At 56.5% G+C, this 14,259-nt stretch carries 14 protein-coding genes and 1 tRNA gene; 10 read left to right on the top strand and 5 right to left on the bottom strand.

Translation table 11 applies throughout. The annotated features are described in order from the left end of the window. Positions 1-4 precede the first annotated feature (4 nt). Positions 5-1,228 carry a methyltransferase gene (locus DT594_RS16665; RefSeq protein ID WP_149334004.1) on the top strand — a complete coding sequence of 408 codons (1,224 nt, stop codon included), beginning with the start codon at positions 5-7 and terminating at the stop codon, positions 1,226-1,228. Between the two features lie 316 nt (positions 1,229-1,544). Continuing rightward, positions 1,545-1,620: transfer RNA gene (locus DT594_RS16660), tRNA-Thr, on the top strand. Between the two features lie 172 nt (positions 1,621-1,792). Here DT594_RS16660 and DT594_RS16655 read toward each other — a convergent pair. Next, the gene (locus tag DT594_RS16655) at positions 1,793-2,164 is read right to left on the bottom strand and encodes a GreA/GreB family elongation factor (protein ID WP_149334002.1); all 372 of its coding nucleotides are present in this window, start codon (positions 2,162-2,164) and stop codon (positions 1,793-1,795) included. A gap of 708 nt (positions 2,165-2,872) precedes the next feature. On the opposite strand from DT594_RS16655, the gene DT594_RS16650 reads away from it, so the two are divergent. The 3 genes from DT594_RS16650 (at position 2,873) to DT594_RS16640 (ending at position 6,694) form a co-directional block, all read left to right on the top strand. Continuing rightward, positions 2,873-3,856 carry an AraC family transcriptional regulator gene (locus tag DT594_RS16650; protein ID WP_178091557.1) on the top strand — a complete coding sequence of 328 codons (984 nt, stop codon included), beginning with the start codon at positions 2,873-2,875 and terminating at the stop codon, positions 3,854-3,856. A gap of 15 nt (positions 3,857-3,871) precedes the next feature. Then, positions 3,872-5,191, top strand: coding sequence for an amidohydrolase (locus tag DT594_RS16645; RefSeq protein ID WP_149333998.1), 1,320 nt, complete (start codon positions 3,872-3,874; stop codon positions 5,189-5,191). A 132-nt stretch (positions 5,192-5,323) separates the two neighbouring features. After that, on the top strand, positions 5,324-6,694 hold the full coding sequence (locus DT594_RS16640) for a DUF1329 domain-containing protein (RefSeq protein ID WP_149333996.1): 1,371 nt from the start codon (positions 5,324-5,326) through the stop codon (positions 6,692-6,694). A 56-nt stretch (positions 6,695-6,750) separates the two neighbouring features. Here DT594_RS16640 and rnk read toward each other — a convergent pair whose 3' ends face one another. Further along, on the bottom strand, positions 6,751-7,155 hold the full coding sequence (gene rnk, locus DT594_RS16635; protein ID WP_149333994.1) for a nucleoside diphosphate kinase regulator: 405 nt from the start codon (positions 7,153-7,155) through the stop codon (positions 6,751-6,753). A 573-nt stretch (positions 7,156-7,728) separates the two neighbouring features. Here rnk and DT594_RS16630 point away from each other — a divergent pair. Continuing rightward, positions 7,729-8,106, top strand: a complete 378-nt coding sequence (locus DT594_RS16630; RefSeq protein WP_149333992.1) for a hypothetical protein — start codon at positions 7,729-7,731, stop codon at positions 8,104-8,106. A 103-nt stretch (positions 8,107-8,209) separates the two neighbouring features. Here the strand turns inward: DT594_RS16630 and DT594_RS16625 are convergent, their stop codons facing one another. Together DT594_RS16625 and DT594_RS16620 are read right to left on the bottom strand one after the other, a co-directional pair. Further along, on the bottom strand, positions 8,210-9,106 hold the full coding sequence (locus DT594_RS16625; RefSeq protein WP_149333990.1) for a LysR family transcriptional regulator: 897 nt from the start codon (positions 9,104-9,106) through the stop codon (positions 8,210-8,212). A gap of 18 nt (positions 9,107-9,124) precedes the next feature. Continuing rightward, positions 9,125-9,337, bottom strand: a complete 213-nt coding sequence (locus DT594_RS16620) for a hypothetical protein (RefSeq protein ID WP_149333988.1) — start codon at positions 9,335-9,337, stop codon at positions 9,125-9,127. 33 nt (positions 9,338-9,370) lie between these two features. Here DT594_RS16620 and DT594_RS16615 point away from each other — a divergent pair, with 33 nt between their 5' ends. Genes DT594_RS16615 through rfbC form a run of 4 tightly spaced genes read left to right on the top strand, consistent with a single transcriptional unit; the run spans position 9,371 to position 13,150 of the window. Continuing rightward, the gene (locus DT594_RS16615) at positions 9,371-10,417 is read left to right on the top strand and encodes an NAD-dependent epimerase/dehydratase family protein (RefSeq protein WP_149333986.1); all 1,047 of its coding nucleotides are present in this window, start codon (positions 9,371-9,373) and stop codon (positions 10,415-10,417) included. Positions 10,418-10,456: 39 nt separating this feature from the next. After that, the gene (gene rfbF / locus DT594_RS16610; RefSeq protein WP_149333984.1) at positions 10,457-11,230 is read left to right on the top strand and encodes a glucose-1-phosphate cytidylyltransferase; all 774 of its coding nucleotides are present in this window, start codon (positions 10,457-10,459) and stop codon (positions 11,228-11,230) included. Positions 11,231-11,260: 30 nt separating this feature from the next. After that, positions 11,261-12,568 carry an NAD(P)H-dependent oxidoreductase gene (locus DT594_RS16605; protein ID WP_149333982.1) on the top strand — a complete coding sequence of 436 codons (1,308 nt, stop codon included), beginning with the start codon at positions 11,261-11,263 and terminating at the stop codon, positions 12,566-12,568. A 33-nt stretch (positions 12,569-12,601) separates the two neighbouring features. Further along, complete coding sequence (gene rfbC, locus DT594_RS16600) at positions 12,602-13,150, top strand: dTDP-4-dehydrorhamnose 3,5-epimerase (RefSeq protein ID WP_149333981.1); 549 nt, start codon at positions 12,602-12,604, stop codon at positions 13,148-13,150. Here rfbC and DT594_RS16595 read toward each other — a convergent pair. Then, complete coding sequence (locus DT594_RS16595; RefSeq protein WP_149333980.1) at positions 13,094-14,158, bottom strand: glycosyltransferase family 2 protein; 1,065 nt, start codon at positions 14,156-14,158, stop codon at positions 13,094-13,096. The genes rfbC and DT594_RS16595 overlap by 57 nt on opposite strands. Between the last annotated feature and the right edge of the window lie 101 nt (positions 14,159-14,259).

The raw sequence follows: 14,259 nt of genomic DNA, 5'->3' as shown, positions 1-14,259 counted from the left end.
CACCATGGACTATGTTGAGCGATTCCAGCAGTTGGATGCCTGGCTGGTTCAGCATCAGTCCGTGTGGCGCGCCAAGCCCTTTACCCAGCTCAACCTATCGTGGGAGCAGGAGTGGCCGGAATTGGCCACCTGGCTGCGCTTACGTAGCCTGAGTGAGGCCGAGCAAGCCCATACCCAACTGCAAGCCCTCGACGCCCCCGACCCTTTTCGCCAGCTGTGTGAACAAGCAGCAACCTTGAGCCAGGTTCCAGACTGGTCTGCGGAGCCGACGCGAAGCTGGCCGGAATTGCTGCAGCGGCATATACCCGGGCGCAAATGGCAGCAGATCACCCGGTTTACCCAGGCCAGTCAGCGCGGCTGGAGCCGGCCGCCACAGCATTGGCTGGATTGGTGCGCTGGTAAGGGGCACCTCGGGCGCTTACTGGCGTGGCAAGGCGGTCAGCCGCTGACTTGTCTGGAACAGGATGCACAGCTCAACCACGACGGGCGCATACTCAGCCAGACGCTGCAGGTGGACGCGACGCACTTGGACTGCGACGTGCTGACTCCAAGAGCCTGGCGCCAGTTGCGGCCTGAGCATAGTCTGGTCGCGCTGCATGCTTGCGGCCAGCTGCATATGACCCTGCTGCAACAGGCCGCGCACGCGGGTTGCGCACAGATAGCTCTGTCGCCGTGCTGCTATAACCGGATTGACGGGGACAGCTATCACCCATTATCCACACTCGCTCAGCAGTCCGGCCTGCAGCTCAACAGGCACGACCTCAGTCTGCCGCTGCAAGCTACCTATACCGCAGGCCAGCGCGCGCGGCGGCTGCGCGACCAATCCATGGCCTGGCGCCTGGCATTTGATCTGTGGCAGCGCGAGGCCAGCGGGCGCGACCTGTACTTGCCCACGCCCTCCAGACCGGAGAGCGCAATGGCGCAGGGCGTTGCTGCATTCTGTACAGACTTGGCCGCGCATCACGACCTGATACTGCCCAACGCTATCGATTGGGCGGCGCTGGAAGCGCGTGGCTGGCAACGCTTGGCCGAGGTGCGCAATCTGGAGCTGGTTGGCGGCGTGTTTCGTCGGCCATTGGAGCTCTGGCTATTGCTTGACCGCGCACTCTATCTACAAGAGGCGGGTTATACCGTAAACCTCGGCCTGTTCGCCCCGGCCCACCTGACGCCGCGTAATTTTCTGCTGCTGGCCGAGCGAAATACTGAACAGGCCATCACCAGTCTGTGAACCGGTTGCACACAGACTTATCCACAAGATGCTCAAGCAAAACTTATCCCCGCCATCTGTGGATAACAATGTTGATGACTTCTTGGTAGTTTCACCAGAGCCCCGAAATCCGTGCTTTGCAGCGCGTTGATCAAAAACGAACCAAAGTGGATATCTTATTGTAAACAACGGCTTGAGGCGTCTTTGTCAAGTGCTGGTAGAGATTTCATGCACAAGCTGGGCATTCGCCTAAATCAGCAGAAAATACAGACTTTTTACCTACAAGCGCTGTGGATGGCTTTACACAGAGGCCAAGCTCTATATAATGCGTGCCCATGCCGGTATAGCTCAGTTGGTAGAGCAACTGACTTGTAATCAGTAGGTCCCGAGTTCGACTCTTGGTGCCGGCACCACTTTGAAAGGCCTTCTCGAAAGAGAGGGCCTTTTTTTTGCCTGAATTTCGGTTTCGGATAGGAGTTTGACACCCTCGGAGCTAGCCTTCTGCGACCGTGGAGCGGAAGGTGTCTTTAACCTAACTCCCAGCAGTAGTAAGGCTCTCGCTGTGAGAGCCCTGGTGATAGTTTCTTATTCTCGGTGTTTAACACTCGAAACTAAAAACCGATACCCGCTGGCATAGCCGGGAATCGTCAGGCTATGTCCTGGCAGGCACGCCAACAGGGCGCAACCTAGAGGTGAGAAAATCGAAATTGTAGATCCTTTGCTGTAACTTTGCGCAGTCAAAGTCAGCGTTTGGAACTCCAAAGTTTCTCTATCCAAGAGAACAATGGTGCTGTTGATCCGTGCGCGAGGATCGTTATTTACACATCCTCCATCCAGACCTAAAGTTTCCAGCTTGCCGATTACAGTAGCTAGTTCGCGCGGCCCGATCATCAGGCAGGAGGAGCCCCTGATCATTTTTGCGCGCACATGTGAGCGCGCGCCGATAATAGACGACATTTCAAAATCCTATGTGATGTGTGAGATTTGCGCTCAGCCGGGTACGGTTGCCCCGTCCCGGCTTAATTCAGGAAGGCGAAAGGTCTTGTGGTATGTCTATCTGTCATGGGCATGGCAAAATGGTCTTTTCTCATGTTCAACGCTAACTACCATAAGCTAACTAGGAATAAAGACAACTCCGGGCCCTATGCAGCGTGAGAAACCTAGTCCTGTAAAAAAGCCCGCACTGCGGGCTTAAAGTCGGAGCAGCTTACTTCCAAAATAATGGAGTGCATCGGGGCTGGTAGTGGGCATTGCGCCTTACGATGATGCGCCATCGAGGAAGCTGCCAAGGCTGTGGCATTAAGGCGATAACGCCACGCGAAGCTGTCGCACATCTAGTTGTTCAACAGCCTCGGTCCACAGAAATTTCTTGGCGACGCCGTAAATCCTAGTAGCTGGATCGGCAGATGAGATAGGTGCACCCAGCGGTTGAGCTCACCAAGGACTTTTTATTCAAAATTGAGTCTTGGGCAGTTATGGGGTAGGAGGATTGACTTTGGCACCGATTGCACTTGTGCTGATCTGCTTGCCCTCTAGAATCAGGGAACAATAAGCAGTTCACCCCTATTCAAAAACGCAGTCATGACAATGCCCATCCACCCACCCAGTTGGTCGCAGGGAAATCAGGTAAGCGCAACTGCGCGATCCGTTTCGCCTGAGCACTTTATGACTACGGTCAAGGCGCTCAAGCTTGCGCTGCCGAGTGCGGTGATTGAGTCGGTCTCGGGTCAGGTTACCCATTTACAGCGCCAGTCTGCCTATCAGCGCATCGCACTCACCGAGATGGATGAACTGGTGACTGATTTACTGCATGCGGTGGGCGATCCGCTGTTGCTGGTCAGGGCGTACGCCGGTCTCAATTATCAAGCTGGTTTTCTGCGCAAAACCTACCTCGCCAGTGCCTTCACCCGGCGCGATGCGCTGGTATTGCTTTGCCGCTACTTCAAGGTAAACAACGAGGGTGTAGCGCTGGCGCTTGGCGGCGAAGGGGACGCTTGCGTATTGAGCGTCGCGGCCGCGGGCCGCTCGGCCGCCGCCTGCCTGCAGCGCGATGCCATTGTTTATGGACTGACCAGAACGTTACTCAGCCTGGGCATCAACGAGATTCAACACGTTAGCCTTGCTTACACCCCTGATGCTCAAGTGCAGCAGGACTACCGCACACTGTTCCCTGTGAAGGTTCTTTTTGACGGGCCAGGTCAGGCGCAGATTCATATTGGTCAGGGCTCACTTGACCTTCCGCTAGGCTGGCCGAGCTGTTCTGTGGAGCAGATTGCCAGGCGTGAACGGCATCTGATGCGCCTGAATCCGGAGCCGGAATGGTGCGATTCGGTCATGGCGCTGCTGCCACTGCTATGCCGCCAGGGCGATGTCGATATTGATCAGTGTGCGGCTCTGTTGGCGGTGAGCCGACGTACGTTGCAGCGCAATGTTCAGCGAGAAGGTGCTGCATTCAGAGGCCTGATCGAGCGGGCTAGAAAGCAGCAGGCTCAGCGCTATCTGCTCCAGGGCTATTCGCTGGACGCTGTTGCCGCCCTGTTAGGCTATCGGCAATCGGCACAGTTCTACCGTGCGTTTCGTCAGTGGTTTGGTTGCTCGCCAACGCACTACCGTTCGGCTCAGTTAAGCCAGTCGGCAATAAACTCCTAAAAAAGAGATAACACGATGACCAAGACTTTGCTTCTGGGCGCCAGCCTTATGTTCGTCGCGGGCCTGCCGTTGACTTCATTGGCGGCGCAATCGCTTACCGACCGGGTAATCGACAATGCAGCGCAGCTTGAGCAGAAAGCCATCGGCTGGCGGCATGATATTCATCAGCATCCGGAGTTGGGTAATCAGGAAACCCGAACGGCCGCGCTGATTGCCGGGCATCTTCGCCAGTTGGGCATGACGGTCGAGACGGGTGTAGGTACTACCGGTGTGGTGGCCATGTTGAAGGGTGGCAAGCCAGGCCCGGTGGTGGCGCTCAGGGCCGATATGGATGCACTCCCAGTGGCAGAAAATACCGGCCTTGCCTATGCATCCGCGGTGAAGCAGGAATACCTCGGCAAGTCGATGCCGGTGATGCACGCCTGTGGGCATGATGCGCATGTGGCGATACTGATGGCAGTGGCGGAAAACCTGGCAGCGGTGCGCGAGGAGTTGCCCGGCAGCGTGAAGTTTATATTCCAGCCGGCGGAAGAGGGTCCGAGTGATTATGTTTATGACGGCGAACGCTATTTCGGCGCGCGCCTGATGGTTGAGGAAGGCGTGCTGGAGAATCCGGCGGTGGATGCGATCTTTGGTCTGCACGTGACGGCTGCAGCGCCAACTGGCGTGATTGGCTACCGCAGCGGTCCAACCATGGCCAGTAGCGGGGATCTGCATATCACGGTAACCGGCAAGCAAACGCACGGGGCGCAGCCCTGGAATGGGGTTGATCCGATCGTCGCCAGTGCGCAGATCATCACTGGCCTGCAAACGGTGGTCAGCCGTAGAACCGATATCATGCCGGCACCAGCGGTGGTCACCATCGGCACCATCGAGGGCGGTACGCGCCACAACATCATTCCCGATAAGGTCAAGATGACCGGTACGGTACGGACCTTTGATGATGCGGTGCAGAAGGAAGTGAATGCGCAAATCACGCAGACGGCTGAGCACACTGCTCAAGCGTCCGGCGCGCAGGCCGAGGTGAAGATCATCGAGAACTACGCCACGACGGTGAACGAGCCAGCTCTAACCGCGCGCATGTTGCCCACGCTGCAGAGGGTAACGGATGGCCGGACCTTCCCCTCACCGCTAGTGACTGGCTCCGAAGATTTCTCCTATTTCGCTCAGAAGGTACCGGGCCTGTTCTTCTTCCTGGGCGTGACTCCGGCGGACAATATGGGCAAGGCGGCGCCGAATCATTCACCGGAATTTATGGTAGATGACAAGGCGCTGTTGACGGGTATCAAGGCGCTTTCAGCGCTGACGACCGATTATCTGCAGGCCACGGACTGACCCTGGCCGGGCGGCGCCCGGCTACCTAATTGCTCCACCAATACCTTCTAAAAACACCATTTACCGCTGCTGCAATGCATGGGGTGGCATACGGCTGTCTGTGGGCAGCATTTATCCAAGGAAAATAATAATATGCGATTGAAAAATACGGTTATCAATGCGATGGGTGTGGTGCTGGGATTGTCGACCTCGGGCCTCTTGGCCCAGTCGTTAACTCAGCAGGAAATAGACAAGCTGGGTGCCGAGCTGACGCCGATCGGTGCTGAGAGAGCGGGCAATGCAGCGGGCACTATTCCGGAGTGGACGGGCGGGCTTGGTTCGGACGCAGGGGAGGTTCTGGATAACAACTTCCAAAGCAATCCTTTTGCAGGCGAACAACCCGAGTTTGTCATTACAGCGCAAAACTACCAGGAGCACCGCGAACACCTGACGCCTGGCCAAATGGCACTTTTCGAGCGCTACCCAGACACTTATCGCATGCCGGTTTTCCAATCCAAGCGGACCGTTGGTTATCCTGACGCCGTATATGAACAGGTCAAGCGGACCGCCGGCCAGGCTCGATTGGTCAACGGCGGTGATGGCATTGAAAACTTTGCCCACGATGTGCTCGCCTTTCCGATTCCCAAGTCTGGGGCCGAGGTGATATGGAACCATCACACCCGCTATCGTCTGAATTACAAACGCTGGTATATGCAGGCAATGCCGCAGACCAATGGTTCCTACACGTTGATCAAAATGGAAGAGGAGGTCGCCTATCCGCAGTTCATGCCTGACGTGGACGCTTCGAGCATGCCCAACACTCTGCTGTTCTTTAAGCAGCGCGTGAATGCGCCGTCACGTCTGGCTGGAAATGTATTGCTAGTGCATGACACGCTGGATCAGTTACAGGAACCACGTATGGCCTGGGTCTATAACGCAGGCCAGCGTCGGGTTCGCCGGGCTCCGCAGGTCGCTTACGATGGTCAGGGCTCTGCATCCGATGGCCTGCGCACCTCAGACAATTTTGCCATGTACAACGGTGCCCCCGACCGATATGACTGGAAGCTGGTAGGCAAGCAGGAAGTCTATATCCCGTACAACGCCTATCGGATGGCGGATCGCAAGGTGAAATATGAGGATGTTCTTCAGGCGGGGCACATCAATCCCGAGCATACGCGTTTTGAGTTGCATCGTGTTTGGCAGGTGCAAGGGAGTCTCAAGCAGGGCCAGAGGCACGTTTATGCTCAGCGCAATTTCTTTGTTGATGAAGACTCCTGGATGATCAGTCTTGCCGATCATTACGACGGCCGAGGCACGCTCTGGCGCGTAGGCGAGGGGCACATTGCGTTTAATTACAAGCGCCAGACTGCGGGGTATGCGATCGAAACGCTGTACGACCTGTTGGCCGGTCGCTATATCGCACTGGGCATGTATACCGAAGAAGAGTCCGCCCCGCAGTATGATTACCAGCCCAGTTACAACCAATTTACTCCGGCGGCGTTACGGGCGTCGGGCGTGCGTTAGCGATTATTTGTGCGAAGGAAAGGGGTACTTGGTACCCCTTCATCACGTTCGGCACCTCAGAGGTGATATTCCTCATTAGCCTCGGGCTGGTAGGGAATGTCCAGCACTGTCAGTTTCAGTGGTCGGCAATGCGCTGACGACCATTCGATACTCTGGCCGATCTTGAGTCCCAGGATCGCCATACCCACCGGAGCGAGTACCGAGACGGTGTCAGGTGCCCCAGCGTTATGCGGGTACACCAGGGTCACCAGGAACTCGCGCGCGGTGGTTTCGTCGAGCAACCGCACGGTGGAGTTCATGGTGACGACATCGGGTTGAATGCGTTTGTGACTGATGACCCGCGCCCGGGCCATTTCAGCTTCCAATGCTTCAAGGCTGTCGAGCGGGTACGTCATCGGGTCGAACAGCTTTTCCAGACGCTGAGCGTCCAGGCGGGTGATAACAATATTGGGCATATTCATACTGAGTATTCTTCCGTTTGATTCAATTTTTTCATGCTCAGACCGGACACAGACCTTGGTCGCGCTTCGGCTGCGCCGAGCGACTCAAACCATCTTGTATGGGGCAGGACCTAGGAGACGGGCGATAAATGACACGGCCGGGTACGTATAAAACGTCCCGGCTTAAACGAGGAAGTCCTGAGGCGTTCTAGAGGTGGAATGAGGCTGCTTCATGTGCGATTGCGGTTTTCAGACGGGAATACTCTCTACCATAATCGTTCTGGCAGCTAATGCAAGAGTGCGCCGTGTGCATCGGATAACCAGGCAAGTAGGAATGGGCAATAATCTTACAGGATTGTTTTATTTGTTATAGAAGCCCCATTTTTCAGGGGTTGTAAATGGTGATGAAGGATGCTCAATAAGGGTGCATGCAGAATTGGGCAATAAGTTGACAGTATGTGTGTACCGCATTTTCCTCCAGATCTTTATCGTACGAACCATGCAGAGAGCCAATGGGCTTGTTCTGCAGGAATCTTGAAGGCGGTCATATTCAAGCCCGCCTCAAGTCATAAAACGGTTCTGGAGGTATGCAAAATGAAAGTATCAAATCGTCTGTCTTCTAATGTGTTGGCGGGTCTGGTCTCAGCCGCTGTGTTGGTAGGGTCTTCTTTCGGTGTTGCCCATGCTGAGGGCGGTGCGGAGCGTCTTATCGATCTGCGTACCAAGTCGGTAGAAAGCAGAGCAAACAGTGCATCGCAACTTGGCTTTTCTACAGGTAGTGACCTGAAAGACTATCTGGTAGAGGACGGCTCCGAGCGTTTGCGTGAGCTGTTACAGGGTGCATCGCAGTTCGGACCTTCTGCGGATGAGAGTCACAAAGGCTTTCTGGCTGAGGATGGCTCTGAGCGCTTGAGGGATCTGTTACGTGATGCCGAACGGGGTGTGTCGCCTAGCGTCAGCACCCTTTCATGAGCTGCAAGAGCCCGGCCTGTTCAGCTGCTGCCTGCCAAGGTGTTAGTTGTTCGGTCGGGTTCGCCATTCTCCCTCTGGCTATCCCTTCCAGCTTGATCCGCAGCTAACTTGTCCTTTCATCTTCCAGCACGTGCTGCCTGAGAATCTGTGCAGCAGGTGAGAGCGTGTGACCTGCGCGGCTAACCAATCCATAAGCAGAGGTCTGCTGAAACATACCGTTGGCCAGCGGCAGTACGCTCAGTCGGCCGGCGGCCACATCTTCTGCGACCACATCCCATAACGCCATGGTCAGTACGTCGCTCTGCGCTACCAGCGCTTTGAGTACCATGAAGTTGTCACACTGAATGCTGATCGGCTGTTCCTTGCCACTCAGACTGTTGAGCTCCTGACTGATTTGCTGAGGCAAATGCGTTGCCGCCAAGGGATAGGCCAACAGCTCTTCAATCGAGAGACTCTTCTTGCGGCTGAGAGGATGGTCGGGCCGGCAGCAGATCACGCCGCGATGCACGCTCAGAGCCTCAATATGCAGGAGTGGGTCGTCTTCCAGATCGCGGATGTCTGCGACAAACAGCTCCAGATCATCGTTGAGTAACCGGCGGCGCAGACCCAGCCAGTTGTCGATCAGCAGTTGAATTCTTACACGCGGGTAGGCGCTGGCAAGTTTGCCTATAGCTTGCGGAATCAAACGCGCTGCCGGGTAAGGGCCGCTGCCCAGCAGCAGCTCGCCAGCTTCCAGGTTACCCAGTTGGCTGACCGCGTTTTTCAATGCATGACTACCAGCCAATAATCTTTGAGCGTGCTCAAGCACTAATTGACCATGCACGGTCAGGCTGATGCCGCGGCTGTGGCGGTCGAGCAGGCGGCAGTCCAGGCTTGCTTCGAGTCCCTGAATACTGCGGCTCAGCGCGGGCTGGCTGAGATGCACCGCTTCGGCTGCCCGGGCGAAGTTGCCGTGTTCAGCCAAGGCGGCAAAATGACGTAGTTGCTGAAGGTTGCTCATGCGCCCCCTGCATTACTGTTAAGTTTGTAGTGCATGGAGTCTATGCTTCTCAGGCGAAGAAACGCCAGTGATGTCGGCAATCTGCCGGCCGGTCGCCTGGGTGGCAGCATTGGGGTGCTGAGCTCGTGCGCCGAATACGCTGTGTCCGAGCATTTCGTCGGAATCTTTCTTGTTTGAAAAATAGCTCTTGACCTGATTGCGCTGTTGGATCCATTTTTTAGCTTGTTTCAAAATATTATCGGGCCCTCTGCTAAGGAAAGCTGCATGAAAATACTTGTGTTGGGGAACCTGGGATATGTCGGCCCATCAGTGGTGCGCGAGCTTGCTCAGCGGCATCCCCAGGCGCAAATCGATGGTTACGACAATGCCTACTTCGCTCACTGCCTGACCGGTGCCATCAGCGCACCGGAGCGCTATCTGCATCAACAATTCTTTGGTGACGTGCGAGCGATCACTGAGAACGAGCTCAAGGGCTACGACGCGGTGGTCCAGTTGGCCGCCGTTTCCAATGATCCGATGGGCAACCGCTTCGCCGCGGTGACACGGGAGATCAATCAGGACGCAACGCTGGCCATCGCTAAAAATTGCGCTGCCGTGGGAGTCAGTCATTTTGTGTTTGCTTCCAGCTGCAGCGTCTACGGCGTAGCTGACGGCGCGCCGCGTTGCGAGTCTGATCCCGTGGCCCCCATGACGGCCTATGCCAAATCAAAAATCGGTTCCGAACAAGCGTTGGCCGAGATAGACACCGACATGGTCATCACCTGCCTGCGTTTTGCTACTGCCTGTGGCATGTCCGACCGCCTGCGGCTGGACCTGGTACTCAATGACTTTGTTGCCTGCGCGCTGAGCGAGGGGCGGATCACCGTGCTCAGCGATGGTTCACCCTGGCGGCCATTGATTGATGTGGCAGACATGGCCCGCGCTATCGATTGGGCCGTGCAGCGGCAAGCCGATAACGGCGGCCGGTTCCTCACGGTCAATACCGGATCTGACGCGCGCAATCATCAGGTGCGCGATCTTGCGGCGGCGGTGGCCGATGCCGTTCCTGGCACCACGGTCAGTATCAATACCGATGCACCGGTCGACAGCCGCTCATACAAGGTGGACTTCAGCCTCTTCGCCCGTTTGGCGCCAGATCATCAGCCGCAGATGACCTTGTCCGACTCGATCAAACGCTTGATCGAGGGCCTGACACGGATGAAGTTCAACGACGCTGATTTCCGCTCTTCACCGCTAATGCGTCTGCATGTGCTGCAAAGCCATATTGCCGAACAGCGGCTATCCGAGAATCTGGTCTGGCTTGAGCGTTAAGCGGTTTATTTTTCCGTAGCAGCCAAGGAGTGTAGCTATATGAAAGTAGCGATATTTGCCGGCGGGTTTGGTACCCGATTGAGTGAGGAAACAGCCGTCAGGCCCAAGCCGATGGTTGAAGTTGGTGGCATGCCGATCATCTGGCACATCATGAAAATGTACGCCCATCATGGTTTTACCGAGTTTGTGGTGCTGGGTGGTTACAAGGTCGCATTTATCAAGGAGTACTTTCTCAACTACCGCGGCATCCGCAGCGATTACACCATTGATCTGCAAAGCGGCAGTATCGAATGGCATGACAAGCTGAAGGAGAAGTGGAAGGTCACCGTACTTGATACCGGTGGCGACACCATGACCGGGGGGCGCCTCAAGCGTGCTCAGCAATACCTTTCTGACGGACCCTTCTGCTTGACCTATGGTGACGGCGTAAGTGATGTGGATATTACTGCGCTGGTCGAGGCCCACCGTAGGTCCGGGCATTGGTGCACCTTGACCGCGGTGACACAGCCGGGCCGTTACGGCGCGCTGCGCTTGAATGAAGAGCTGAGTCACGTGGAAGGTTTCCGCGAAAAGGGCGCTGCTGATGGTGGTTTGATCAACGGTGGTTTTTTTGTCTGTGAGCCCAAGGTGTTTGATCTGATTGACGACGACCAGACGGTTTGGGAAAACGAGCCGATGAACCGTCTGGTTGAAGCCGGCAAGCTGGGTAGTTATCACCACAAGGGATATTGGCAGAGCATGGACTCGCTTCGCGACAAGGTGGTACTGGAAGAGACCTGGGCCGCCGGTGCGCCCTGGAAGCTTTGGGACTGATCACGTCAGCGCAAGATTCGGAGAAGAGCAATGATCATCGTCGACAGCGCCCTGGCCAAGCGTCAGGCAGAAGGGCGGCCCATTCGCGTGGGCATGATTGGCGCGGGCTTTCAGGCCAGCGGTATTGCGTTGCAGATAATGACCGCCACTCAGGGGATGGAGTTGTGCGCGGTAGCCAATCGGCACCTGGCACCGGCCATTGCGCTATACGGACAAGTCGGCGTTGAGCCTGTGCGTTGCGACACCCAGGCGCAGTTGGAGAGCGCCATTGCCGCCGGCCGCCCGGCGGTTACCGAGGATGCTCAGGCGCTGGCGCGGGCGGATGGTCTGGATGCAATCATTGAAGTGACCGGGTCGATCGAATTTGCTGCCCATGCCGTTCTGGCGGCACTGGAAAGCGGCAAGCATGTAGTGCAGATGAACGCCGAGCTGGACGGCACAATTGGCCCGATTCTCAAGCAGCGCGCGGACGCTGCCGGAGTAGTTTACAGCTTCTCCGATGGCGATCAGCCAGGTGTGCAAATGAACCAGTACCGGTTCGTTGCCGGACTGGGTTTGAAGCCTGTTCTGTGCGGTAACATCAAAGGCTTGCACGACCCATATCGCAATCCAACCACTCAGGAAAGTTTCGCCAAACGGTGGGGGCAGAAGGCGGCGATGGTCGCCTCGTTTGCCGATGGCACCAAGATTTCCTTCGAGCAGGCTATCGTGGCCAACGGTACCGGTATGCGGGTAGCTCGCCGCGGCATGCTCGGGCCAGACTTTTCCGGTGGTGATCCGGGCGCTCCGCTAGTGCCCATCGAAGAAACTCTTGCGGCCTTTGAACCGCATCTGGATCCTACAGGCCCAGGGCTCGTTGACTATGTGGTAGGCGCGCGACCGGGCCCTGGCATCTTTGTTCTGGGCACGCTGGACAACCCTCGGCAGCGGCATTATCTCGAGCTGTACAAGCTCGGCAAGGGGCCGTACTACTGCTTCTATACGCCCTATCACCTTTGCCATTTCGAAGTTCCCAATTCGGTCGCGCGGGCGGTGCTGTTCAACGACGCGGTACTGACGCCGAAGGGAGGGCCCACGGTGGGTGTGATTGCATTGGCCAAGAAGCACCTGCAGCCAGGGGAGGTGATTGAGGATTTCGGCGGCTATGAGGTCTACGGCGTAGCGGAAAATATGGACGCGGTGCGCCGCGACAACCTGCTGCCAGTCGGTCTGGCGTTGGGCTGCACGCTGGTACGCCCGGTCGCCAAGGACACACCGCTGACCTTTGACGATGTCAGCGTACCCCCCGGGCGCTTGGTGGATGCCTTATACGCCGAGCAGGAACACCTGTTTGCTTGAAGCCCTGTGGCAGCCATTGAAAAGGAGTTTTGCATGATTTACCGAGAAACTACTCTGAAGGATGCCTGGTTGATCGAGCTGGAGCCCCGGGGTGATGAGCGCGGCTCTTTTGCTCGCAGCATGTGCCGCGAAGAATTTCTGCAGCACGGAATGGCCGGCGATTATGTTCAGCAAAACACGTCGGTCTCCGCCCAGCGAGGCACCTTGCGCGGGCTGCACTACCAGATTCAGCCCTATGCCGAAGCCAAGCTGATCAGGTGTATCAGGGGGGCGATTGTGGACGTTATTGTCGATCTGCGCGAAGACTCTCCCAGTTACTTGCAACACGAAGCGTTCGAGCTGACGGATCGCAACCGCCATCAGCTTTATGTGCCCCCGGGATTTGCCCACTCCTTCCAGACCCTGGTGGATGATACCGAAGTCAGCTATCTGGTTTCTGCGCCCTACACGCCCCATGCGGAGCGTGGTTTACGTTTCAACGATGAACGCCTCGGGATCGTCTGGCCGTTGCCGGTCAGCACCATGTCAGACAAGGATCGGTCCTGGCCTCTGATCGATGAGCGGGTCGAAAAGCTCTTCTGAATTCAGTGGCAGAGAGTCGAGCGCGAAGTCCTTGTGCTCGACCTCAGTGGGTTCGAAGTAGGACGTCGGTGACCGCACGGTTACCCCCAGATCCTCAATCGGCGAGGATGCCGATTCGATCCCGGGGTTGAAGCGCCAGCTTTCCGATAACCCCTGCAACACGATGCGCGCTTTTTGTGGCTGATGCATGCGCAGCAATCTGACCATCAGTACCAACTGTTTGCATATGGAAATGATCAGGCGCCGGTTGCGGGAATATTTGCGCGCGACAAATATCTCATTGCGGAAATAATGGCGATGATATTTGAGCCGGGCAGGGTTGGTTTCCGCCATGATGCTGATGGCGCCATTCTCTTGCCGCAGATGTTCAACCTTGCTCTTGCCGACGATGTAACCAGGTACTTTAGCCGTGACCCTGAGCGTGAACTCGGTATCTTCTCCCCAGATGAACATGGACGCGATGGGCAGACCGTACTCTTCCAGCGTAGCGCGAGGGACCAGGATCGATACAAAGGTCGCCCGGCGCACTGGCAGCACGCCATGCTCCAGAGTCAGCGGCCAGCTTTCATAATCAATGCGGTTGCGCCGGGTGTCGACACTCGGCGCGTTGGTGATCAGCCCACTCTCGGTGAAGGCCGTCGAAAGCAGAAATGCGCGTTCGGTGGAGTTGCTTTCCAGTAACTCGTCGGCCTCCAGAAGCTGGGCCAGGGCATCGGGCGCGGCGATGACGTCATCATCCATCATCCAGACAAAATCGGCCCCTTGCTGGAAGGCCATGCGGAACCCCGCGTTGAACCCGCCGGAGGCGCCTATGTTATGCGAGAGAACGTAGAGTTGCAGACCGGGATAGTCAGCCTGCATCAGCATGGACTCGGTGCCGTCGCTGCTGGCGTTATCTATAACGATGACCCCATCACAGCACCGGGTCTGACAGAAAATGGCGTCTAGACTGCGTTTGAGCAGATCCTTTCGATTGTAGGTGAGTACTACGGCGTATACCTTTTTCATTTCAGTTCCCTGAGTGGTATGAGTCTTCCTTATCTGCAAAAAGAACAGATTTCAGAAGGCAAGGCAAGGGGGCGAAATGACGCTTTGGAACCGTCTTTTTA

The organism is Halopseudomonas laoshanensis (assembly GCF_008365385.1).
Lineage (GTDB): Bacteria > Pseudomonadota > Gammaproteobacteria > Pseudomonadales > Pseudomonadaceae > Halopseudomonas > Halopseudomonas laoshanensis.
The sequence above is the reverse complement of the archived record's forward strand: the minus strand, read 5'-3'. Positions and strand labels throughout refer to the sequence as shown.

What these genes read in the sequence shown, in the direction of transcription:
- DT594_RS16665 (WP_149334004.1), top strand. Translation starts at nt 5, where the DNA reads ATGGACTATGTTGAGCGATTCCAGCAGTTGGATGCCTGGCTGGTTCAG.
- DT594_RS16655 (WP_149334002.1), bottom strand. Translation starts at nt 2,164, where the DNA reads ATGTCGTCTATTATCGGCGCGCGCTCACATGTGCGCGCAAAAATGATC.
- DT594_RS16650 (WP_178091557.1), top strand. Translation starts at nt 2,873, where the DNA reads ATGACTACGGTCAAGGCGCTCAAGCTTGCGCTGCCGAGTGCGGTGATT.
- DT594_RS16645 (WP_149333998.1), top strand. Translation starts at nt 3,872, where the DNA reads ATGACCAAGACTTTGCTTCTGGGCGCCAGCCTTATGTTCGTCGCGGGC.
- DT594_RS16640 (WP_149333996.1), top strand. Translation starts at nt 5,324, where the DNA reads ATGCGATTGAAAAATACGGTTATCAATGCGATGGGTGTGGTGCTGGGA.
- rnk (WP_149333994.1), bottom strand. Translation starts at nt 7,155, where the DNA reads ATGAATATGCCCAATATTGTTATCACCCGCCTGGACGCTCAGCGTCTG.
- DT594_RS16630 (WP_149333992.1), top strand. Translation starts at nt 7,729, where the DNA reads ATGAAAGTATCAAATCGTCTGTCTTCTAATGTGTTGGCGGGTCTGGTC.
- DT594_RS16625 (WP_149333990.1), bottom strand. Translation starts at nt 9,106, where the DNA reads ATGAGCAACCTTCAGCAACTACGTCATTTTGCCGCCTTGGCTGAACAC.
- DT594_RS16615 (WP_149333986.1), top strand. Translation starts at nt 9,371, where the DNA reads ATGAAAATACTTGTGTTGGGGAACCTGGGATATGTCGGCCCATCAGTG.
- rfbF (WP_149333984.1), top strand. Translation starts at nt 10,457, where the DNA reads ATGAAAGTAGCGATATTTGCCGGCGGGTTTGGTACCCGATTGAGTGAG.
- DT594_RS16605 (WP_149333982.1), top strand. Translation starts at nt 11,261, where the DNA reads ATGATCATCGTCGACAGCGCCCTGGCCAAGCGTCAGGCAGAAGGGCGG.
- rfbC (WP_149333981.1), top strand. Translation starts at nt 12,602, where the DNA reads ATGATTTACCGAGAAACTACTCTGAAGGATGCCTGGTTGATCGAGCTG.
- DT594_RS16595 (WP_149333980.1), bottom strand. Translation starts at nt 14,158, where the DNA reads ATGAAAAAGGTATACGCCGTAGTACTCACCTACAATCGAAAGGATCTG.